17 protein-coding genes and 1 pseudogene are annotated in these 23,788 nt (G+C 34.7%); 7 read left to right on the top strand and 11 right to left on the bottom strand.

Going from position 1 to position 23,788, the window contains the following annotated elements; translation table 11 throughout:
- Positions 1-613: 613 nt before the first annotated feature.
- Positions 614-865, bottom strand: coding sequence for a J domain-containing protein (locus ACICP6_RS00745; protein WP_395463219.1), 252 nt, complete (start codon positions 863-865; stop codon positions 614-616).
- 169 nt (positions 866-1,034) lie between these two features.
- Here ACICP6_RS00745 and ACICP6_RS00750 point away from each other — a divergent pair, with 169 nt between their 5' ends.
- The 5 genes from ACICP6_RS00750 (at position 1,035) to ACICP6_RS00770 (ending at position 6,528) form a co-directional block, all read left to right on the top strand.
- Positions 1,035-1,601 (top strand): NifU family protein, encoded by a 567-nt coding sequence (locus ACICP6_RS00750; protein ID WP_395463626.1) that lies wholly within the window; start codon positions 1,035-1,037, stop codon positions 1,599-1,601.
- Positions 1,598-2,839: a histidine--tRNA ligase gene (hisS, locus tag ACICP6_RS00755; protein ID WP_395463220.1), complete on the top strand. Its 1,242-nt coding sequence runs from the start codon at positions 1,598-1,600 to the stop codon at positions 2,837-2,839. The genes ACICP6_RS00750 and hisS overlap by 4 nt, the downstream gene beginning before the upstream one ends.
- A gap of 156 nt (positions 2,840-2,995) precedes the next feature.
- Positions 2,996-4,516, top strand: a complete 1,521-nt coding sequence (purH, locus tag ACICP6_RS00760) for a bifunctional phosphoribosylaminoimidazolecarboxamide formyltransferase/IMP cyclohydrolase (protein ID WP_395463221.1) — start codon at positions 2,996-2,998, stop codon at positions 4,514-4,516.
- Positions 4,517-5,371: 855 nt separating this feature from the next.
- Positions 5,372-5,635, top strand: coding sequence for a transposase (locus ACICP6_RS00765; RefSeq protein WP_395462617.1), 264 nt, complete (start codon positions 5,372-5,374; stop codon positions 5,633-5,635).
- Positions 5,636-5,685: 50 nt separating this feature from the next.
- Positions 5,686-6,528, top strand: a complete 843-nt coding sequence (locus tag ACICP6_RS00770) for an IS3 family transposase (protein WP_395463617.1) — start codon at positions 5,686-5,688, stop codon at positions 6,526-6,528.
- A gap of 283 nt (positions 6,529-6,811) precedes the next feature.
- On the opposite strand, the gene ACICP6_RS00775 is transcribed toward ACICP6_RS00770, so the two are convergent.
- The 7 genes and pseudogenes from ACICP6_RS00775 to ACICP6_RS00805 all read right to left on the bottom strand — a co-directional run bounded on the left by ACICP6_RS00775 (position 6,812) and on the right by ACICP6_RS00805 (position 19,344).
- Positions 6,812-7,219 carry a hypothetical protein gene (locus ACICP6_RS00775; RefSeq protein WP_395463222.1) on the bottom strand — a complete coding sequence of 136 codons (408 nt, stop codon included), beginning with the start codon at positions 7,217-7,219 and terminating at the stop codon, positions 6,812-6,814.
- A gap of 363 nt (positions 7,220-7,582) precedes the next feature.
- Complete coding sequence (locus ACICP6_RS00780; RefSeq protein ID WP_395463223.1) at positions 7,583-11,917, bottom strand: DEAD/DEAH box helicase family protein; 4,335 nt, start codon at positions 11,915-11,917, stop codon at positions 7,583-7,585.
- Positions 11,918-12,139: 222 nt separating this feature from the next.
- Positions 12,140-13,026 (bottom strand): annotated as a pseudogene (locus tag ACICP6_RS00785) (DDE-type integrase/transposase/recombinase).
- An 890-nt stretch (positions 13,027-13,916) separates the two neighbouring features.
- On the bottom strand, positions 13,917-15,236 hold the full coding sequence (locus ACICP6_RS00790) for a M16 family metallopeptidase (protein WP_395463224.1): 1,320 nt from the start codon (positions 15,234-15,236) through the stop codon (positions 13,917-13,919).
- On the bottom strand, positions 15,223-16,494 hold the full coding sequence (locus ACICP6_RS00795; protein ID WP_395463225.1) for a M16 family metallopeptidase: 1,272 nt from the start codon (positions 16,492-16,494) through the stop codon (positions 15,223-15,225). Before ACICP6_RS00795 ends, ACICP6_RS00790 begins: the two co-directional genes overlap by 14 nt.
- 446 nt (positions 16,495-16,940) lie before the next feature.
- Complete coding sequence (sdhA, locus tag ACICP6_RS00800; RefSeq protein ID WP_395463226.1) at positions 16,941-18,746, bottom strand: succinate dehydrogenase flavoprotein subunit; 1,806 nt, start codon at positions 18,744-18,746, stop codon at positions 16,941-16,943.
- 172 nt (positions 18,747-18,918) lie between these two features.
- Positions 18,919-19,344 (bottom strand): zinc-ribbon domain-containing protein, encoded by a 426-nt coding sequence (locus ACICP6_RS00805; protein WP_395463227.1) that lies wholly within the window; start codon positions 19,342-19,344, stop codon positions 18,919-18,921.
- Between the two features lie 71 nt (positions 19,345-19,415).
- Here ACICP6_RS00805 and dapD point away from each other — a divergent pair, with 71 nt between their 5' ends.
- Positions 19,416-20,246 carry a 2,3,4,5-tetrahydropyridine-2,6-dicarboxylate N-succinyltransferase gene (gene dapD / locus ACICP6_RS00810; RefSeq protein WP_395463228.1) on the top strand — a complete coding sequence of 277 codons (831 nt, stop codon included), beginning with the start codon at positions 19,416-19,418 and terminating at the stop codon, positions 20,244-20,246.
- Positions 20,247-20,373: 127 nt separating this feature from the next.
- Here dapD and ACICP6_RS00815 read toward each other — a convergent pair whose 3' ends face one another.
- The 3 genes from ACICP6_RS00815 to ACICP6_RS00825 all read right to left on the bottom strand — a co-directional run bounded on the left by ACICP6_RS00815 (position 20,374) and on the right by ACICP6_RS00825 (position 22,287).
- Positions 20,374-21,483, bottom strand: a complete 1,110-nt coding sequence (locus ACICP6_RS00815) for a Fic family protein (RefSeq protein ID WP_395463229.1) — start codon at positions 21,481-21,483, stop codon at positions 20,374-20,376.
- Positions 21,484-21,627: 144 nt separating this feature from the next.
- Positions 21,628-21,912 carry a DUF2610 domain-containing protein gene (locus ACICP6_RS00820; protein ID WP_395463230.1) on the bottom strand — a complete coding sequence of 95 codons (285 nt, stop codon included), beginning with the start codon at positions 21,910-21,912 and terminating at the stop codon, positions 21,628-21,630.
- Positions 21,913-22,287 (bottom strand): hypothetical protein, encoded by a 375-nt coding sequence (locus ACICP6_RS00825; protein ID WP_395463231.1) that lies wholly within the window; start codon positions 22,285-22,287, stop codon positions 21,913-21,915.
- A gap of 74 nt (positions 22,288-22,361) precedes the next feature.
- On the opposite strand from ACICP6_RS00825, the gene ACICP6_RS00830 reads away from it, so the two are divergent.
- Positions 22,362-23,465, top strand: a complete 1,104-nt coding sequence (locus tag ACICP6_RS00830) for a class I SAM-dependent methyltransferase (protein ID WP_395463232.1) — start codon at positions 22,362-22,364, stop codon at positions 23,463-23,465.
- The last annotated feature ends 323 nt before the right edge of the window (positions 23,466-23,788 follow it).

Genomic DNA, 23,788 nt, shown 5'->3' on the forward strand with positions numbered 1-23,788 from the left:
AATGTTATAGCCGGTTTTGCTCCAAACACAAAGGTATCATTCCAGCTCCTATGATGCTATCCCAGTGTCTGGGCACTGGCTTCTGACCCAGTTCATGTTAGCTACAAACATTAAGAAAATTTACTAAATAGAAAAAAAGGCAAAAGAAGCCCCGTGGTGGTTGGCTATTTACCATGTACTAAAATATCGGCGTTCTTTTTATTCTAAAACGCTTGATTAAGAGCGATTTAGCCACTTTTAATTTGCAGCTAACCTACACCGCAAGTGTTTTAAAAAATTTACTATACAGGAAAAAAGGCAAAAGATACCCAGGGTAGCTAGTATTCAAATTCTCCCTTGTCAATTTGACGTTTTTTGATGTCTTAAACGCTTTGTAAGCGCGTTTCAGCTTATATAGGTAAAAACCTAGAAATTTTATAAAGACATGCGATGCACGTAGTGCGAAAAATTAAACATGAGACGCCAAATACCCTAAGTTTTTTGTCATTAACCTGTACAGATTGCGAAGATAAATAAATAGCTTCAGTACCATGATAAAAGGACTGGCGGAGTTTGTCAAGTAAGTTTTTCCAACACGTTGCCAAAAATTTGTTATGCAAGAAGTCTAATGTTATTAATTCTTCAGCAACCTATCACGTGCTGCATTTAACTTTTGCGCAAAATATTCCGAGCCTCCCTTATCTGGATGAACTAACTTCATTAAATTTTGATATGCTTTGTTGATTTCATTTTGGCTTGCTTCAGGATTTAGCCCCAGTATTCTTAACGCTTCATCCTTGGACATGTTATCGCCAGTATAATTTTTAGTATAACTTCCACTGCTATTAAATTCATTCAAAAATTTACTTAATATAGAGTTCATCATAAAACTTATGTTATTTTTCTTCGTCAAGAAAAGAAAAAATACAACAACGCTAGGCAAAACAAACGTGATTACTATGAATATTAAAAAAAGGAAAAAAATGAATGACATGTATATTTTTTTATCATTTTATGATTAAATAGTAACAATTATAATCGTAATGGTAAATAACATGTTCATTCAGATTGAGGAAACACCAAACCCAAATACGCTAAAATTTCTTCCTGGATTTGCAATTTTAAACGAAGGGGAAACTGCTGATTTTTCAAATGCAGATGAAATAAAAAATTCTAAGTTAGCAGCAAATCTTTTTCAAATAGAACATGTGGTAAGAGTATTTTTTGGTCATGATTTTATTTCAGTAACAAAATTGGATGGAATTAATTGGGATATATTAAAAGTAGAAGTTTTAACTACGATTATGGATCACTTTACCTCTGGTAGAAAAGCACTAAATAAAGAAGGAATAAGTGATGCACCAGATGAGGGATTTTTCGATGAGAATGATATAGAAATTGTAAATAGAATAAAAGAATTGATAGAAAGTTACATTAAGCCTGCAGTTGCTCAAGATGGTGGTGATATCAAATTTCGTGGCTATAAAGATGGAATAGTTTATGTTGAGCTGCAAGGAGCTTGCTCTGGATGTCCAAGTGCTGCAATTACTTTGAAGCAAGGAGTGCAGAATATGCTGAGCTACCACATACCAGAAGTTTCGGGTATAGAGACTACGCTATGACTAATCAACCAGTCAGAGGGACGAAAGATCTTATATTTGATGAATGGTACAAATTTAAATATATTGAGCAAACAGCAAACAGAATCTCAAGTCTATACGGCTTTTTACCTGCTCAAACTCCGATATTTGAATACACAGAAGTCTTCACAAAAACTTTAGGTGAAAGCTCGGACATCATAAATAAAGAAATGTATAGCTTTAATGATAAAGGAGGAAAGAGCATAACTTTACGTCCTGAGTTCACTGCAGCAATTGTCAGGTTATTAATTGAAAAAAAATTGCAAACACCGATAAAACTATTCTCAACAGGACCTGCATTTCGCTATGAAAGACCACAAAAGGGACGACAAAGGCAGTTTCACCAAATAAATTTTGAAGCTTTTGGTATAGAAGACCCAAAAGCTGATATAGAATTGATTTCGCTTGCCCAACATCTATTAACTGAATTTGGTATCAATAAAAATGTAAGGCTGGAAATCAACTCCTTGGGTGACGGTGAAACAATAACCAGGTACAGAGAAGCTCTAATATCGTACTTTAAAAAGTTTCAAAATGATCTGTCAGAAGATAGCAAAAACAGATTAGTCAAAAACCCACTCAGAATATTAGACTCCAAGGATGAGAAAGATAAGTTTATAATCTCTAATACACCTAAAATCAGTGACTATTATACGAAAGGGTCCTTAAATTTCTTTGAGCAAATATTAAATGGATTAACAGCTCTTGATATACCTTATATCGTAAACAATAAACTAGTTCGAGGCTTGGATTATTATTGCCACACAGTATTTGAATTCGTTACAGAAGATTTGGGTGCACAAGGGGCAGTTTTTGCAGGAGGAAGATATGATAATCTAGTATCCTCAGTAGGTGGAAAGCATACTCCTGCAATAGGATTTGCAGGAGGTATTGAACGCATAATGGAATTAATCAATTATTCTCCGAAAGAAGAGAGACCTATTTACCTAATTCCGATCGGCAGAGAGGCTGAGGAATATGCTCTAACACTTGCGGATGAATTGCGCAGAAATGGTTTATATGTAATCTATGAATATAGCGGAGCGCTTAAAACCCGAATGAAAAAAGCAAATCAAGCAAATGCTAAAGCTGCATTAATTTTTGGTGATGAAGAATTAAGCAGTAAAACTTTAAAGATTAAAAACATGGATACAGGTGAAGAAAAAATAATTGCTTGCGATAATACAATAGAAAACATTCATCAAACTTTGCTCACGTAAGTTTAATAAACATTAAGTTTTATGCCAAAAATGATGCAACAGTGGCACTATATGTAAAAAAGCGAGAAGTTTGCACAGTTTTGGGCAGTATGATATTATGGCTATAGCCAAACTCCTTTTTCTTATGTATAATCTTAAAAAATTTTCTATATAAAAGTGAAGATTAAGAGAGCTTTAATATCAGTATATGATAAGACAAATATAATTGATCTTGCATCATTTTTAATACAGCAACAAATAGAGATTCTCTCAACAGGAAATACATATAAGGTGCTATCTGATGCGGGAATAAAAACACAGGAAGTCTCAAATTACACACAATTTCCAGAGATACTAAATGGTAGAGTGAAAACTTTGCATCCTAAAATTCATGGAGGAATACTTTGTGATAAAGAAAAAGACAAAACGGAAATGCAAAATCTAGGTATTGAGCCAATAGATCTGCTTATAACTAATCTATATCCATTTTGGGAGACAGTGAATAGCGGTTCAAATGAAGGGCAAATCATAGAGCAAATAGATATTGGTGGAGTGGCGCTAATTAGAGCTGCAGCAAAAAACTTTCATTTTACTTCAGTCATTTCTAGCATTCAAGACTATGGAGCACTGAAAGCTGAGATGATAGAAAATAACAATAGAACGACACTTGAGTATAGAAAATATTTAGCAACTAAAGCATTTGCTCTCACTGCACACTATGATTCTAATATTTACGGCTGGTTTTTATCCCAGAATAAAAATAATGAGTTACCGGAGTTTTTTGTCCTACATGGGTGTAAAGCACAAGAATTAAGGTATGGTGAAAATCCTCATCAAAAAGCTGCATTTTATAGCAATCAATTTACCAGATATCCGCTGGAAAAAATACATGGAAAAGAGTTGAGTTATAATAATATAGTGGATATAGAATCTGCGCTTAACATAGTTTCTGAGTTTAAAGAACCTGCAGCAGTGATAATAAAGCATAATAACCCGTGCGGTGCTGCTGTTGGTAATAATGCTCTGGAGGCATATGAAAAGGCTCTATCATGTGATGAAATAAGCAGCTTTGGTGGCATAGTCGCTTTAAATCGGGAGATAGATTTAAAGCTAGCAAAAAAATTAAGCGAGATATTTTTGGAAGTAGTGATAACACCATCGGTGAACAGTGAAGCACTAAAAATTTTACAAGGAAAGAAAAATCTAAGAGTGATTGTTCATAAATCTCTTCAGCAAAATGCGAAATACCAAATTAAAAATGTTGTTGGTGGGTTTTTGGTGCAAGAAAGTAATAGCCACAAGATAAAAACAGAAGAAATGAGCCAAGTAACAGAACACGCTGCAACGGAAAAAGAAAAAGAAGATCTTATTTTTGCCTGGAAAATATGTAAACATGTGAAATCCAACGCAATAGTTATAGCAAAAGGCGGTTGTGCTATTGGCATTGGTGCAGGACAAACAAGCAGAATAGATAGTGTGAACATTGCAGTGAAAAAGGCAGGTGAAGAGTGTAAAGGTGCGGTGCTTGCTTCGGATGCATTTTTTCCATTCCCAGATAGCATAGTAGAAAGTGCAAAACATGGAATTACAGCCATAATTCAGCCTGGTGGTTCACTGAAAGATCAAGATGTGATAGCAGCCGCAAATGAAAATAAAATTGCTATGTTTTTCACTGGCGTTCGTAATTTCTTTCATTAGGCTTTGTGTCTTATGGGTAGAGATTTTCCTACACCACACCTATACGAACATAGGCCTCCAAGAAGCAAGTGGCATCTAAGCCATAAACGGGGGAAATTTGAATGCAAAAACGACTTGACAAACCCCGCCAGCCCTCTTATTATAGTACTGAAGCTATTTATTTATCTTCAGTCTGTGCAGATAAAACGACAAAAAAACTTAGTATATCTGGCGTGTCATGTTTAATTTTTTGCACTATGTGCATCTTATGTCTTTATAAAACTTCTAGGTTTTTACCTAATATAAGCTAAAATGCGCTTAAAAGCGTTACAAGACATTAAAAAACGCCAACTTATAAAATAGGTAGTGAATAACTAGCTACTTAGGGTTTTATTTGCCTTTTTTTCTGCTTAGTAAATTTCTTAAACGTTTATCGCTAAGGTTAGTTGCAATTAAAAGGCAGCTAAGTCGCACTTATTAAGCGTTTTAGAATAAAAAAACGCCGATATTTCGACACAAAAGTAAATAACTGGCCACCACGGGATTTCTTTTGCCTTTTTTTTATTTAGTAAATTTCTTAAATATTTGTAACTAAACGACAACCGTCATCCCGCTATGTGTTAACGAAATCTATGATGAGATACCGCGGCGGTATGACGTAGGGCTCGCGTTAGCTATAAAGAGTAATATCCTGGATTCCATTGCCTGGGCACTGGAATGACAACGAAGGGCTACTTGCATGACACCATTCTTTTTTCTATAGCTAAAGTGGCTTAGGTTTACCTACAATTTGAAAAACTGACCTTACCCAGAAAAAGTAGAGAGGAAGTTAAGCCATTTTTGAAGTAAAATAAAACATGATTATGAGGGCTTATTATGGTAAAGAACAGAAAAAATTACACAGTGGAATTTAAATTAGAGGCAATAAAGTTGGTAAAGGAAACGGGGCAGTCAGCAAGCAAAATAGCTAAAGATTTAGGAATAGATAACAGTACACTAAGTGACTGGATAAAAAAATATAACGAAAAAGGATCAATAGAAGAAGCATTTCCTGGTAAGGGAAAGTTGGCACCATGTGATAAAGAAAAGTTTGAATTAAAGAAAGAACTAACAAGAGTTACTAGAGAAAGAGACATTTAAAAAAAAGCCCTGGGATATTTTGCAAGTCACAAAGAGTAAAATATTTATTTATCAAAAAGCATGGAAACTACTATAAAGTACAGGAGTTATGCAGGATTTTGAAAGTATCTGCTAGCGGCTACTACAAATGGACTAGTAAGAAGAAAAGCAGCAAAGAATTAACAAGGGAGCAGCTTCTAGCAGACATTCAAAAAATATACCAAGCATCTAATTGTAGATATGGGGCACCTAAGATTCATGCTGAACTAAAGGCTTTAGGTAAAAATTGCAACATCAAAACAGTGCAGGATATCATGCAAAAAAATGGTATTCAAGCTAGACTGAGGCGAAGATTCAAAAGCAAAAAACAGCAGACTGACAATAGGGTTATAACTCCCAATATATTGGACCAAAACTTTACTACTAGTCAGCCAAATAAAGTATGGGTAACTGATATTACATACATAAAAACTAAGGATGGATGGCTATATTTGGCAGCAATAATTGATCTATATTCACGTATGGTAGTTGGCTGGTCAATGAGTAGTACAATAACTAAGCGATTAGTTATAGATGCTTTATTGATGGCTGTTGATAAGCGCAAACCAGCCAAAGATCTGCTATTTCATAGTGATCAAGGTTCACAATATACCTCTAAAAATTATCAGTTTTTGCTGAACACAAAAAACATCATTTCCAGCATGAGTCACACAGGCTGTTGTTATGACAACTCTGTTGTTGAAAGCTTTTTCAGCTCACTCAAACGGGAGCTTCTTATTGATACTTCGCAACACTCTGCTCAGCAAACTAGAACTGCTATATTTGAGTACATAGAAATTTTTTATAACAAACAGCGTAGACATTCTACTATTAATTATTGCATTCCTGAGAAATTTGATTCATCATTTTCATAATAAAAATGGCTTAACTTCCTCTCTACTTTTTCTGGGTAAGGTCAAACAACACATTCGTCATTCCGCTACTCGTTAGCGGAATCTATGCTGAGATACCGCGGCGGTATGACGTAGGGAAACCTTTCTTGGGTTAGCTATAGATCCCAGACACCTACGACATTTATGAGATGGGCAATTAGAAAAGTTTCATGGGTAATTGATACGCTATTACAACTACTATAACTCAATTAACAAATTTCAACGTATAAGGGAGAGACATATACCTTTACCTTGCTACTGCCTCTTAGACCAATTCAAGCACTCTTGCAATTTTATGCAAGGTATTTAACGGTTTAACCCCGTCAACCTCTTCAAATTGTGTGTTACCACGTTCTCCCTCAACTGCAAGCTTACCTTCATCATCTCCATAATCATCGAGTATTTTTTTCTTTATTTCCCCAATTTGGCTTGCTTTACTACAGTTCATGTATATAAGAGCACCTATAGTTACCACTATTACAGCAGCTAGTAGACCAGTAAACACCGGATTAGTCACTGCAAGTGCATATAATCCCTTACCTCCTGCTATCATACCAGCATACGTTGCTTTTGCTGTTGTATTAACAAAACCTGCATAAGCTGGACTAATAAAATAAGCAACTGTAAGTGCTACCGCTGAAATTGTACCAACAACAACTGCAGCCGTTTTCAATGGATGGTGACATACATATTGCCAATTTGCATCAGTAATTCCCTTAATTGTCTCCCAAGGCCCTTTCTCGGAATCATCGTACCCTTGAATCTCTTCTTAAAATTTCTATTGCCATAACTCTACCTCTAAAACGGAATATTAAAATTTCATCTAGAGTATAATAAAAAAAACTGCCCGTCAAGCAAGTTGATTTGCTAATATGCCCTTATTACCTGAATTCTGGATTAGATTTTAGGTAACTCATTGAAAGCTTTGATTTTTTTAATTAAGTCTGACCAAATTCAAGAATAGCAGTTTATTTCGTACCTCACACAATTAAATTATTGAAATCCTTGAATTTTACCTCTCTTCATGATTATCAAACTATTTTCCTCTGTATACAAAGCTAACTCCTCCATCTGTATGTACTTTTTTGCTCAATGATTTTACTATAGCATTAACACATTCAGTACTTGGTAACATAATGTCTTTAGCAATAAAAGGCTCGACTTTTTTTAAGTCATCTTTAACTTTACCTGCTACAGCAACAACACTATTGATAATTGCTTTGTCCTCTTCTGACCCTTGCTTCTTTTTTGTTGCTTTGGAAGAATCACCAAGAAGCGGAGAGATAACATAATCTGCAGCTTCTTTTACCAATTTTATATTTTCCCTTTGTGATAAAACCTCTAGCTCATTTAAGTCCCTCTCACACGCAACCTCAGCTCTAGCTTGTTGCAACACTATATAGCATTGTCTATTTTCACCTGATTTTTCACTCTCTCTAATGCCAAATATGCTATTAACCCTATATTGCGATAACACAGAAGGAATAATAGAGGCATCACAACCTTCCTGATTGTAATAATAAGCGTTAAGTGCACTGATTCTCCCTAATATATTTCCCAAATAAGATTGTATCTGTTCTATGTTACTTAAGTCATCTTTTGTAAATTGAAAAGATTTGTCTTTTAAATTTTTCCTAAATGTTCTTAATCGCTCCACTTTATCTTGATTGTTTTCCCCTGGATAAAGCTGATTGAGTAGCTTAAGCAAATAATCACCTTTCATTAACGGTGATGTTATCTTATCAAATAAGTTAAGATGCACTGGGTGCTTGAGGCATGCATTGATATGCTCTAAATAATTATTGAAGCTTTTAGTGTCAGTTTCATCTTGTGGTTTCTCTCTTTGCTGGTAAATTTCAAAAAATCTCTTACTTAATAAATTAATCTCCTTGACATTTTTAATGCTATACTCTGCTATAATATGAGCGTAAGTATCCACATTTGGATCATTTTTCAACTCATTAACTTTCTTCAAAAAGCTATTATAAGTGTCTCTTGTTTCCAAGTAATATGTGAAACGATTATAAAGATACCCAACTATTATTAAAGCTTTGAGCAGCATTTTTAGTATCTTTATGCCCAAAGTATCGCCATTATCTCTTAACTCTTTTTCATAGTTATAAAGCTTTTTTCGTGCATGTTCTAATATACCAATAAATTCTTTCTTACTTTTACTGAAGTTATGTTGATTAGTATTGTAAACTTCTATAAACGAACTTAAAGCAATACTAATACTCTGACTAGCCAAATCGTCAATTCTTTTCAAGCTCTTTATTTCTTGATTAATATAATTTATTACTTCTGTTGCAAGCTTATCTCCATAAGCTTGTTGATTTGATAGCTTTGCTACTGATCTATTGTAGGCGCTAATATAATCTCCTCTTTTTAGTAGACTTATGTCAAAGCTCAGTTCACCATTGGAATAGCAAAAAAATGCGGAGTGCCTATTAGAATTTAGGCATCTAAGCCTTCCAGGAGCTTGAATAAGTTGTGCAGGCTTGTTAAGATCGGTAGATGTTAGATCTATTAGCATTCCAACATGTTGTAAATTGATGTCATTGTACCCCTGTACCTTGGTAGGATTTATATCATTACCAACTAATCCCATGCGGCATAAAGCATGATAATCATTTTCTTCTTCTAACAGAACTTCATATAAATCTTTCAGCTCATCTTTTGATAAATGGTCCATTGCCAGTTTAGTTAACTGTTTTTGGTTTAAGTCTGCTACAAGATTTTTTTTATGATAGTTGATATCCCACTCATTCTTCTTACTAACTGACTCTTTGAGTTGATATGTATCTAGATTAATTAGATCTTCATAATATATGCCTTGATTATTACATGAGAGCAATTTTAAAGACAATTTATCTTGTACAGACTTCAATTGCTCTAATGGTTGGCAACCTATATAGTCGCAAAGTTTACTTTTAAGATCTTCTGCAGGGAAATCACCTAAATTTTTTAATTTTACTTTGTATTTATTTTCATAACAAAAAGCTTCTAGTCCTTTTAATGGGTATTTTTCTTTATTGTACTCATAGTGAGGATAATAATTAAAAGAACGAGTAACCCCACAAAGATAATTATAAGTAAGGTCATCACAACCTTGTAATGTCATTCCAAGCGCTTTTCCAAGCTCTTCAAGCAGCTTTTTTTCATTTTCCCCTAGGGGTGTAAATCTTCCGCGACGATCTTGTTCTTCAGAACTTAACCAGCTTAAAGAATTTTTGAATTCCCTCCTCTCAGCACATACTTCTTTCCCTAACCGGCAGAATTCATCTATTTTACTTTCTTCTACTTCATGATATTCAAGATAGTCTCTTACTACAGCGTCATTATTCTCACTAAGCAAATTTACTAGTTTTTTAGGAACACTTTTTAATCCTTTAGACGGCATTAAAATGTGAAGTTTTTTATCTTGGTTCCAGTTTCTTACTAATCTTGTAAATAAATCAGAGTCTTTATTTGTGTTCAAAACATCGATTACAGATTGCATCTGTTGGACAAGGGCATCTTTCAGTTCATTGCTTTTAACCCCTTGATTTTCAACATACGTTTCTAAATCATAATTGTTGTCTAACGCTGCTTTAACTAAGCCTTCCAAATCTGAAGACCTCTTTTCATCAAGCTCATGTTTACTTAGACCTGTTAAACACGAAAGTGTATTTTCAATTATTCCGTGCATTACGCGGAACGTGGAATAATCAGCAATGTTACTAAAATCATAATATTCTTTTACGATTTCTGATGCTTTTTCTTTTGTAATATTGAACCGCTTAGCAACCTGCTTTATTATAAGAGCAAATTTTTTTGATTTGGTTATTAGCTTGTAGTCTGGCACCGGACTGAACATTCGGCATAAGAAGTCAGCAAACTTTGACCCAGTAGACTGTTCTTGTAAGGTCTCATTTCTATTATATCCCAACATCTTTTTCAGGTTATCTATCTGCTTATTTGACTCAGCTAAAATCAATGCTGGTTCACCAATTACGCTTTGAACATTCTTATACAGATAATTCTCTACTTCTTTTTTTAACTCATCATCTGTTAAATTTGCGTTACCATATTTATCGCTTTTTTCCGGCTTAAAATCTACATATTCTTCTACGCCATTAGAGTATTCTTTGGCTAAATCTTTATTCTTCAATTTTTTGTGGACTTGTAAACCTAAAGTTCCATACACACCTGACTTCATTTTATCTTTCAAAGAAAGAGTTTTAAGTAACCCACCATCTTCTTTAATGTGTCTATGAGTTCTTATTGAAGGCGTTGCACTTAAAAATAGCGTAGGAAAAAGTGCAGATAAGAGCTCCATACGATATTTATACAACTCCTGCTCTGCTACTCGATGCTCTTCGTCAAAAGACAGAGATATAGATTTTTCAGTATTTATCCTAAATTCTTGATTATTAATTGTGACTTTACCACCTTGAATTTCATATTCCTTATCTCCAAATTGAATTTTGTCTATAAGAATCACAAAATCCTTACCATCTATACTTATTTTTCCATTCCTTATCTCAAATTTTTTGTCTCCAATGTTGAGAGCTTCTATGATATCAGGAAGTTGCTCAAGACCGATTGCCCTTAAAAATTGATCCCAATTTTTTATTAGGCCCTCGTTACTCAATATAGAGCATCCACCGCTTATTTTTCCAAGTTCAATGTCATCAATATCAGCATTAGATAACACTTTTTTCCAATCATCACGTTTCTGTGTTACAAGATCTTTATTAGGTGCCAGGGACACATAAGGTACACCCATTAGCCTAGCTGGTAGATATTCAACAAGCAGTTCTATGAATGTTTTTCCTGTACCCGTTGCAAGTGCAAACTCTTTGGTTGGATTCTTACCTTTTTCTAAGTGCTCTATTGTTTCTTTGATGTAAGATAAATGCTGTGGAAATATTAAAATTTTACCAGGCCCACCTACTGTTGCACTTTTTCCTTGATTTTCACCTTTGATTGTTACACTATAGTGACTACTTTTTTCACCCTTACTAACTGTTAATTCATGCTGTGTACACAAAGTAAGTAGATCTTCGACAGTATAATCTTTTGTATCTTTAATACCTACCTGAGAAGAAGTACTTTCATCAAATTTAATATTGTATATACCTTCCGCTCGCTTTGTTAAAGTTACATCAATTTGTCTTTCACCTACTGTTATTTTATCCTTTATTTCATCTTCATTGCTACTTATTAGACTTTCTATTTTTTTTTTAATGTTCTTCGCAATTTCAGAGGTTTTGCTATTTAATTCAATTGACAACAAGACTCCAAAATAAGTTCTTTTTAGCCCTTCTATGTTCCCTTTTTTCGAATTGTCATCGAATTTTGTGAATATTTGTGCAGGTGAATGCCCCATATTTTTTACCTCTAAAACGTAATGTTGATGTTTTCGATAATACATCAAGCAGAATAGGTTGTCAATAAAACTCGTTAATATTGAGATACTGGTATAAAAATTGCAAAAATATAAATGGGTTTTTTAAGAAGAATTTAAGACGGAAAGCATATAGAAATAAATTCTATCCATTAGTTCAGCAAAAAATACAACGCTTATTAGCGTCACAAAGAATTTGATTATTTAGATGTATGGTTCCAGAGTGTGATGGTAAGGATTTAGTATAAATAATTCAGGAGCACTGATAACATATAAATTCATAAGGAGTCAGACCATTGAGAGTTTTGAGTCTTTTTGCGTGATTGTAGGCCATAACAAAGTTATAAAGATGCTCTTTAAGTTGTTGATGTGATTGATAGTTTGACCGTAGCATTCTTTAAAGTTTTGTTCATACATTCAACTTGTCCAAGGATGGCTCACTTTTGTCAAACGATGCTCGATATCATTTTCCTCGCAAACTCTATCAAATATATGTTAAAAAGCATACTTATGACGCTTCTAATTGTATACCATTGTCTGTCAAAATGGTACGGATTTTATATGCTAATCAAATTACGTAAAAACTCAGCAGCTATAGGTTTTGTAGCGCTTTCATGAAGCTCAACATAAGCAAACTTGGACGTTCTGTCTATAAGCAACAAACAAATGCAATTTGCCTTCCTCAGTTCTAACTTCAGCGATATCAATATGAAAGTAGGCCGATAGGATATTGTTTGAACTTCTTTTTAGGCTGAGTTTCTCCATCAATATTTACTAATTCATGCCTTTGCAAACAACGGTGTAAACTAGAAGTGTGGAATTGTTGCTTGTAAAGCATATATCTAGAGGAAGAAGCGTATGTTTTCGAAATGCAACAATTATAGCCTCTTCCTCTTTGGTTAAAACTTTGGCTGTTTTGGCCCCATATTCACATCTTTAGTGAATGAACGTTTTTTCCATTTGACAATAGTTTTTGGATTGAGATTATAGCGTTGAGAAAGTTTCGCTATGCTCTCTTGACTATTTTGTATTGTTCTACGCACTGCCTCTGTCGTTCTGGCGCACCCGTGTAACCATAATCCTCCTTTGATGGTAACTTCTCATATATTATACCATCACTCTCTGGGACCATACATCCTATAGCTAAAGTGACTTAGGTTTACCGACAACCGTCATACCGCCACGGTGCTAACAAGCAGCAGAATGATGGTTGTTGTTTAGCTATAAAATTTAAGAAAATATTTAAGAAACTTACCAAATGAAAAAAAAGCAAAAGGAACCCTGTGATTATTTTCCGCTTTAAAGTACTGGCGTTTTTTATGTTTTAAACCCCTGACAAGCGAGATTTAGCCGCTTTTAATCGCTACTAACCTACACTGCAAGTGTTTAAGAAGTTTACCAAGCAGAAAAAAAGACAAAGAAAACCCGAGTTAGCTAGTCCTTTACTATCTCTGTCGAGTATTGGCATTTTTTGATGTCTTGTAACGCTTTGTAAGCGCGTTCAGCTTATTTAGGTATAAACCTAGATGTAGATGAAGTTTTGTAAAGACATACAGTACCTATGTACTGCAAAAAATTGAACATAAGACGCCGATACCTTAAGTAATCCTTACCTTTTAATCTGCAGATTGGCGAAAGCAAATACAATAGCTTCACTTCCATGATAAAAGGACTGGCGGAGTTTGTCAAGTCGTTTTTCCAACGTGCTGCCAAAAGTTTGTTATGCAAGAAGTCTATTATGCTTGAACTTACCAGTTTCCGGACAACCTCTAATAACCCGTAATTTCTGATACTCAACATTTCACGTTGCTCATCTTCAGACCCCAACTATGGATTAGCAAACGGTGGAAAAGGCAAGAAAATAAGTAGAACAAGACAATTTCTTTAGAATAATCTCTAAATTATTAACTCAATATTTATTTCCCTGCTGTTTCTCCTTACTTTGAGCGTATGGCTTTTTGAACATCTCAAATTATTTATTTTAACTATTCCTTCCAACTTCAACAAAAAATAAATTTTCAGGATCTAATAAAGAACTCGCTAGTTTGTTTAGTGTTTCTAATTCAATAGCATTAATGGCATTAGCATAATTATTTATACGATTAATATCGCGATTATTTACCTGCATCTTATCTAACAGCAGCGCTGTATTTGTGTTATTAGATAGATAAAAAATAAAATTATTCATCACGCTAATTTTTGCATCCTTAAACAATTGTTCATCAATTCCTTCTTTTTTTACCTTACTTAACACTTCTTTTATTGCTGATATAGCTTTTTCAGTAGTAGAGCTATCAGTATTCATGATTCCAAATATAAGATTTCCGTGTTTATTGTTAAGAATACTTGCACTAATGTTATAAGTAACACCTAGGTTTTGTCTTAGCTCTTTCATCAGCACTGAATTTAAGCCCATTCCACCTAATGCATTAATTAAAACAACAGCGTTATAATAGTTGGGATCCTCATAAGCTATTCCCTTTTGAGCAAAAAGTATTATGCTTTGTGGTATATCCATGAAAATATGCTTATTCTCTGCAGGGCCAAAATCATTTTTTACAGGTATTTCTTCCACTTTTGATCTTTTTGATGGCAATTTAGACAAATATTTATCTAATAATGCAATAACTTCTTCTTTTTTTATGCAGCCTGCAACACTGATAGCTATGTTATCTTTAGCAAAATTATTTTTTATATATGTTAAAACATCATCTCTAGTAATGTTTGTTATAGTATCAAGAGTCCCATATCCACTTTTTGAGTAAGGGTGCTTTTTAAATAATAATTCCTCCAATGCTTTTATACCGACCATGCTAGGGGTTTTCTCAAGGTTGTTAAACTTAACTTTGGCAATCTCTAATACCCTATTCAATCCTTCAGGGTCAACTTTGGGATGCAGTATAGCATCGCTCAGTAACGAAGTTGCATCTTCTAGGTTCTCAGATAAAGTATCTAATGAAATTTTAAATGTTTCTAAATCATCACTAAAATTTAGGCTTATTCCTTTATCTTCAAGTTTTTTTGCAAAGTTTTCAGCATCATTTTTTCCCGATCCCTCTTGAATTACTAAAGAAGTAAACCAAGAAAGCCCTTGCTTCTTTGAATCTTCATACACATAACCTGCATCTTTGAATGAGATATTTAGTGAAACCTTTGGCAAATCATGATTTTTAACCAATAGAAACTTAAACCCATCCTTAGTAGTAACTTCTTCTACTTCAACTTTTATGTTATCACCACTTGCATGCAAATTAGAACTGAAGCAAAAACGAAATAAAGACATAATTTTATTCATTCTCATTACTTATACCTCCTTTCGGTAATAAACGACCAATCAACTTATTGGCAGAAAAAATAGTGTGAACTTTAGTATTTACATCTTCTAAATCAACACTATTTACTTGACTATATGAAATGTCTATTTCATCAAGTGGAATATTAAGTGCTAGATGTGCAGCATAAAAATGTGCAATATGAATTAAACTAGATAAGTTATCAAATCGTGCCACTTTGTATTTATATTTTGCATTTTCTAGCTCTTTATCTGTTATTCCCTGATATATAAAATTACTAATAGCATTTTCTAATTCTTTCTCTACTTGATCTAAATCAATGCCATTTTTTGGAGTCACACTAACATCAACAAATCCATCACTAAAAGTTAAACTATGGTAGTACGCATTGACTGATACTGCAACGTCTTTACCTGACACTAAATCTTTATATAGTTTGCTAGATTTTCCTTTACCCAACATATCAACTACTAAATCAACAGCAAAAGACTCCTTTATATAATCACACATAGGCACTCCGTAACGAAAATATAATACCGGTTCTTTTACTTCAGTGCTTTTTAAAGTCACCGATAGACTTGCGTTATGTACCGGCTCCTGATTTGGGTAATGCCTAATTACGGGCTTAGATTCAATATTGCCATATTTTTCTTCTGCCAATTCTATTACTTCGTCAAATTCCACGTCACCCACGATAAGTAGTATTGCATTACCAGGGTGATAATAATTATCGTGAAATCTCGTTATATCATCTTGATTAAAGGTATTTATATCAGCTTCCCAGCCAATAACAGATCTGCCATAGCCAGTACGGTAAAATGCACTATTCATTTCCTCCCATAATAAGTTGCTAGGATTATTATCAAATCTCATCTTCCTTTCTTCTAGTACAATGTTTTTTTCTCTATCTATTTTGTCTTGAGTAACATTGAAGTTGCCCATCCTGTCTGCTTCAACTTCCATTGCAAGTGGTAAATCTTTTTTGAGGACTAACTCGTAGTAACAGGTATATTCTTTAGTGGTAAACGCGTTAAATTGAGCTCCGATGCTATTCATGGTGGATTTTATGTCCTTAAATTTCCCTGCAGTTTCAAACAGCAGATGTTCAAAATAGTGAGCCAATCCTGCCTTGCCAACAGGGTCGTCCATTCCTCCAACTTTATATATTACTGCATGTACTACTGCTGAAATGCGATAATTAGGCACAACATAAACATCCAAACCATTATTGAGCTTAGCATGTTGAATATTTACATCTTTTTTCATATCTAGTTGTTCTGAAAAAAATACAATTAACAAGAAAATTTTAACTGACCCTACTCGGAAAAAGTAGAGAGAAAGTTAAGATGTTCCTATTATGGAAATGATAAATCAAAAAATTCAGGAATGCAATAGTTGATCAGATTCAATACTTTCTTGTTATTAAGCTAAGCAAATTTTTAAGAAAGACTTTGGTATTGATGCTTGCAAACTTTTCATAACCTCCCATTGAGCATTATTGGTTTAAGCACAATATTCGAAAAATAGCTCACATGTTCTTTGTCCCTAAGAGCCTGTTCATAATCTACCAATCCGGTAGTTCTTTTTGCTATTCTTTGATTCACATATCAAACCTCCATTTTTTATTTCTATTATACTTTTACTTCTCAGTTTGACACAGTTTTTTTTGAACACTCCCGAACTCATTGAAAAATTGTGTAGGGATAGTGTAACTAGTAAACCCTCTTCTCTGGCGCTATGAAATCAATCTCATCGCTCAGAGTTTTTTCAGCAACTTTCTTGTAATCAATTTTTACATTGACTTGGCCTTTCTTTTCTTCGAGCCACGCTATAGTGTGCTTCATCCAATTTATATCATCACGGTCAGGAAAATCTTCACGAGCATGGGCACCTCTGCTTTCCTCGCGATTGGCTGCGCATTCCATAGTAATAACCGCTTGTGGAATCATGTTAGCAAGCTCCAGCGCTTCAACTAAATCACTATTCCATATCATACTGCGATCTTCAATTGCGATGTCAGGCATCATTTTTGCTACTTCTTTTATAGCTTTTTTACCTTCTTCTAAAACTTCGGCAACACGGAATACTGATGCATATTTTTGCATAGTGTGCTGCATTTCATTGCGTATTTTTGCTACTTTTAGCCCACCGGAAGCAAATCGCATTTTACTAAACCTATCTATTATCCAATCTGTACAGTCTGAGTGCAATTTTTTATGTGGTGTACCAGATTTTAGTGTCTCTTGCACTTTCAAAGCTGCAGCTCTTCCAAAAACTACAATATCAAGTAGTGAGTTAGAGCCAAGTCGATTTGCACCATGTACAGAAACACAAGCAGCTTCTCCAATTGCAAATAGTCCTTCTACTACTTCTTCCTTACCTTTCTTCAGCGTAATCACTTCTCCATGATAATTGGTTGGAATGCCACCCATATTATAGTGGACAGTTGGAATAACAGGTATCGGGTCTTTAGCAACATCAACTCCCGCAAAGACCTTTGCGGTTTCGCTAATTCCTGGAAGTCTCAGTTTTATTACTTCCGGATCAAGATGCGCTATAGTTAAATACATATGATCTTTTTTCGGTCCAACACCTCTTCCCTCTCTAATTTCAATTGTTATTGCGCGACTTACCACATCACGGGAAGCTAAATCTTTTGCTTTTGGCGCGTAACGTTCCATAAACTTTTCGCCCTGAGAATTAACGAGATATCCCCCTTCACCACGGCACCCTTCTGTCATCAAGCACCCTGAGCCATATATTCCTGTTGGGTGAAATTGTACAAATTCCATATCTTCAAGTGGTAATCCAGCTCTCACCACCATGCCATTACCATCACCTGTGCAGGTATGTGCACTTGTTGCAGAGAAATAAACACGTCCATATCCACCTGTTGCTAACACCACCGAATGTGCGCGAAATTTATGTAATGTGCCGTCGCATAGCGACCAAGCAAGAACTCCGCAGCATGCTCCAGTTTCGCTATCCATAATTAAATCAATTACAAAGTATTCAACAAAGAATTCGGCATTGAACTTAAGACACTGCTGGTATAGAGTGTGAAGGATTGCATGCCCAGTTTTATCTGCTGCTGCACAGGTACGCTGAGCTGATTTTCCTTTACCAAAGTGAGTTGTCATTCCACCAAAGGGACGCTGGTATATTTTGCCATTTTCCGTACGAGAAAAAGGTACGCCAAAATTTTCAAGCTCAATAACAGCTTTAGCAGCGTTTTTACACATGTATTCTATTGCATCTTGATCGCCAAGCCAGTCTGAACCTTTTATTGTATCATACGCATGCCAGCGCCAATCGTCTTCGCCAATATTACCCAAAGCTGCACTAATTCCACCTTGTGCTGCAACTGTATGACTACGTGTAGGGAAAATTTTAGAAATACAAGCCACTGAAAAATTAGTTGCAGCCATTCCAAGTGTTGCTCTAAGCCCTGCTCCACCTGCACCTACTACCACTATATCATACTCATGTTCTATGATCTCGTACGCTGATTTATCCATACTTGCTTATTTTATAATTACAGGCTTATGATACCATAGAAGTGGAAAAAATCTATACAAGTTTTCTAGATGCAATGAATCTAATCGAACAAAGAATTGAGAGTTTATATGATGAGATTATATTATAAAAACTGGGCACTAATATCAAACACTAAAGATAGCTTGCGTCTATTTAACTAGATCTTAAATTAGATAAAAAAAGGTAGTCTTGATAAAATTTACTTGCAGCAAGCCTTTTTATATTCGGACTATCAATTTGCTCTTTTTTGTATCCTAATTTATAGCTTATTGAATCTTTATATGTACTGATAGTTCTATATACCTTTTTCATCTCTCTGGGAAAAATGTCATTGGCTATTACGACACACAATCCTGTTACTACAGCAAAAGCTAAAGTAGTAAACACTAAATTTTGTAAAAAATTCTTTCCGCCAACCTTTTTTTCTTGTATACTAGCAACATGCAACTTGTCTGATTCTTGTAAATATTCATACCATGTATGATTGCAGTTTGTACACTTTACTTTTCTTCCAGATTTACTTATTTGCTCGGAGGATACTAAGTAAGTTTTAGTACAATTATTACATTGTATTTTCACAGCTCTTACATGTGAAATAATAACAAGCTTGAATTATACAAAACTGCAAACTCAATGTCAATATGTAATAAATGGGAAGCCTGCAACTAGAAAAAATACAGAGTGATGTAGAAAATATTTGGAAAGATAGAGAGAAATTTAAAGACCTTGATTTAAAAAAAACAGCAAGAATAACAATTAAAAAAGTAATTGAGCTCTTAGATAGCGGCAAAATTAGAGTAGCAGAAAAGCTATCAAATGGAGAGTGGATAGTACATACGTGGATAAAGCAGGCAATATTATTACATTTTCTCACCGAAGAAAACAAAATAATAGACAATACCAATTGCTGGTTTGACAAGATCGGTAATAAATTTAGTAAATGGAATGAAGAAAAATTTTGCCAGTCAAAAATTAGAGCAGTTCCTGGGTGTTTTGTTCGCCGATCTGCTTACATAGGTACAAACGTTGTTTTAATGCCAAGTTTTATCAACGTTGGTGCATATGTTAATTCAGGCACAATGATAGACACCTGGTCAACGATTGGTAGCTGTGCACAAATAGGAAAAAACTGCCATATTTCCGGTGGAGTGGGAATAGGTGGAGTCCTTGAGCCTATTCAAGCTTCACCTGTTATTATAGAAGATAATTGCTTTATTGGAGCACGTAGCGAGGTAGCCGAGGGTGTGGTAGTGAGAGAAGGATCAGTCCTTGGCATGGGTGTGTTTATTGGAGCATCAACAAAGATTATTGATAGAGAAACTAGCAAGGTATTTTACGGCGAAGTGCCACCTTATTCTGTAGTAGTACCAGGATCTATTCCATCTAAAAATAACATTTCAACCTATTGTGCAGTCATAGTAAAAAAAGTGGATGAAAAGACGAGATCGAAAACTTCCATAAATGAAATACTGAGAGATTGAACTGTATATTTGTAATATGACACTATGTTATATAGTGAATGGTGTTATGCAAGTAGCTGACACTGGAACCCTGTGATGAAGACTCTGATATTAGTTTTCAATTCTCCTGTCAGTTGATTCTTGTTTGTCAGATAAAATCTTGTCTTCTGCAGTTTAAGATCAAACCTTCATACTGCTTACTAAGTTTGTATCTTCTTCCTCTATTGGAAAAATCTACAATCTCGGTAAATCCCATCTCTACCCACTTTTTACAAAGTTGAGCGCTGGTTCGAGGCTTAAAGTTAAATAATTTACCGACTTGACTTGCTGTAATAGTCGAAAACTCCTGAAAAAGCTCAAGAGCTTTACGTTGTTTAGGGTCAAGCTTACGTATAAGATCAGTCTGATCAGTCTGGTATTCTTCTTCATTTATACGTTGTAAAACATTCTCAAACGAATTTGCCATACCTTCTACAAAATAATCCACCCATTTAGTAATATCTGCTTCAGCCCTTCCCATATAATAGTTGTGCGATGGACCTACACTTACTGCTTCATAATAAGCTCCTAGATTTCTAGCATAATATTCTTCCAATGAGTAAAGTCCCTTTAGGTCATATCCACTAAGATGTAAAATTAATGTAGTCAGCAATCTTGCAGTACGACCATTACCGTCATAGTACGGATGAATTGTCACAAATTGATAATGAGCAATACCTGCAACAATTGGGCAAGGCACTTTCTTATTTTCACGAATCCAATCTACCATACTGCTCATGAGCTTTGGTACATCCTTTGCTTCAGGTGGCATATAAATTATTGCACGTGTGCGACTGTCACGAATAACGTTTTGACCATCTCGATAAGGTGTTGGTTTTACTTTAGATTTTCCACTTGCTATTACTAGGGCATGCAGTGTTTGAATGGCTTTCTCAGTAATAGGTATTTCCCTTGCTGCCCATTGTTCAACTTGAGTCAAAGCTGCATAATATCCTTTAACCTCATTTTCGTCTCTCCTATATTTTGGAAAGTGACTTTTACCACTTAAAACTTCTTCAATCTGTTTAGGCTCAAGTCGGTTTCCTTCAATCATAGTAGAATAGTGTGTAGTATAAAGCCGTGCAGTTTCACGCAGAGATGAAAGCATCGATACAGTGAGCGGCAAATGTAACACTTTTTCTTTTGCTGCTTCAATCCTCATAAGACAACTAGCAACCTTAGAAGTAATCATGTACTTAGGTATAAACTTCATCGGCATAATATCTGCATCACATTACTTTTATATTATGCTGATAAAACGCAGATAATGCAACGTTTACGAATTAGATAACTGTATGGTCTCGGTGTAAGACTGAGATGATAGAAAAGAGATATTAGATGATGAGAGAGGAATAACACATTACTATTTTTTGTTGTCACCTTTTTTATCATCACTATTAACTATGGTAATGGCGTACGCGCATAACTCTGAAAAAGGGATTCCATTTTCTTGAGATAATTTGTATAATTTTTGCAGGCTTTCTTTGACTTTATTAGGGATATTTCCTCCACGTTCTTTTGCAAGCCAGGAATCTTGATGCTGAATTGGATGAGCATCACTTTTTGGATTTCCTATATATATTGCAAAAGGTGAACTTTGTCCTTTGAAGTCACATTGTACAGTAAATTTTTTTATAGATTCAGCCATTTAAAGACCTCTACCTTTTTCTTTAATCGATTTTACAGTAGGTGAAAGAGGTGGTTTTTTTATAAAATCTTGTCTGATGATATTTCCTTTACCTTCTAAAACTCGGCGAACATCAGCTCTACTCAACTTTTCTGCTACCTTCATTCCATGCTCTGCCAAAATATCAGCGTGTGCTAGCACTTTTTTTACCAATTCCAGATCACCGTTTAGCATTTGAACTAGTGCTTGAAATACTTCTGCTAAAGTTAACCCATCAGCACTTATAACCTTATTTTTTATAAAGTTGATAGCTTCTTCAAATTCGTATTCAGTACCATCATCTTGAGGCGTAAGGGTGATGTCTTGATTGTCCATGACTGAAACACTATTACTCATAAATTTATATCATATATATAAATACGCTACTATTTTATAGTATGACACGCTATAGTTAAACGTTTATTAACAATATGCTCACTTATATACACGAATTAATTGATAAAGGCCAAGGATCAATATCCATCAGTGATTTCATGAGTGCTGCTCTATATCATAAAGAATATGGCTATTATATGAGTAAATTACCACTTGGCAAAGATGGTGATTTTATTACAGCACCTGAGGTCAGTCAATTGTTTGGTGAAGTAATTGCAGTTTGGATAATGCATACATGGGAAAAACTAGGAAAGCCATCAAAATTTTCTCTAGTTGAACTTGGGCCAGGAAAGGGAACACTCATTCATGATATAATAAGAGTCACTAAAAAATACAGCGGCTTTTTTGATTCAATGTCAATTCACCTGGTTGAAATAAGTCCCGCTTTGCAAAAGATACAAAAGGAAAAATTAAAGGGCTTAGATATTAATTGGCACGAAAATATCGATAACCTACCGAAGCAGCCAACTATTTTTTTAGCAAATGAGTTCTTTGACGCTCTTCCGATTGACCAGTTTGTATATCGTAATGGGCAGTGGTATGAAAACAGGGTAACAAAACAAGATGATGGGGTGTCATCCCAGTGCCCCTTCCTTGTCATCCCAGTGCCCAGACACTGGGATCCAGAAAACTCAACTTTAAACGAGCACACCAGGTGGCTGTGTAATAAAAACTGGATTCTGGCATCACGCGCTGGAATGACAGGTGGAAAACTTTTTGATGGAGCAGTAGTGGAAGTATGTCCATCTGGAATTGAAATATTAAAAAAACTTGAGAAGAAGATACATAATAATAAAGGAGCTGCTTTAATCATAGATTATGGCTATGTATATCCTGCGTATAAGAGCACTCTGCAATCGATAAGACAACACAAATACGCTAATTTTCTTGAAAATGTTGGCAATAGCGATATTACTGCACTTGTGAACTTTCAAACGTTAAAAGATTCATTAAAACACGTAGATTGCGAAATCTTAACTCAAAGAGAATTTTTATATCTTTTCGGCATAAAAGAAAGAACGCAGGCTTTGATGGAAAATGCAAGTGATGAACAGAAAAATAGGATCTTTAGTGAATTTCTAAGGTTAACTGAAAACATGGGTACTCTCTTTAAAGCAATGCTGATTCATCATTTGTAGTCTTATGTGGCCCTTACACTAAATTACTTTAGCCATAAATATTTAAGAAATTTACTAAATGGGAAAAAAGGCAAAAGAAGCCCCGTGGTATTTACTTTTGTGTCGAAATATCGGCGTTTTTTTATTCTAAAACGCTTAATAAGTGCGACTTAGCTGCCTTTTAATTGCAACTAACCTTAGCGATAAACGTTTAAGAAATTTACTAAGCAGAAAAAAAGGCAAATAAAACCCTGAGTAGCTAGTTATTCACTACCTATTTTATAAGTTGGCGTTTTTTAATGTCTTGTAACGCTTTTAAGCGCATTTTAGCTTATATTAGGTAA

It is taken from the genome of Wolbachia endosymbiont of Cantharis cryptica (assembly GCF_964277405.1).
GTDB lineage: Bacteria > Pseudomonadota > Alphaproteobacteria > Rickettsiales > Anaplasmataceae > Wolbachia.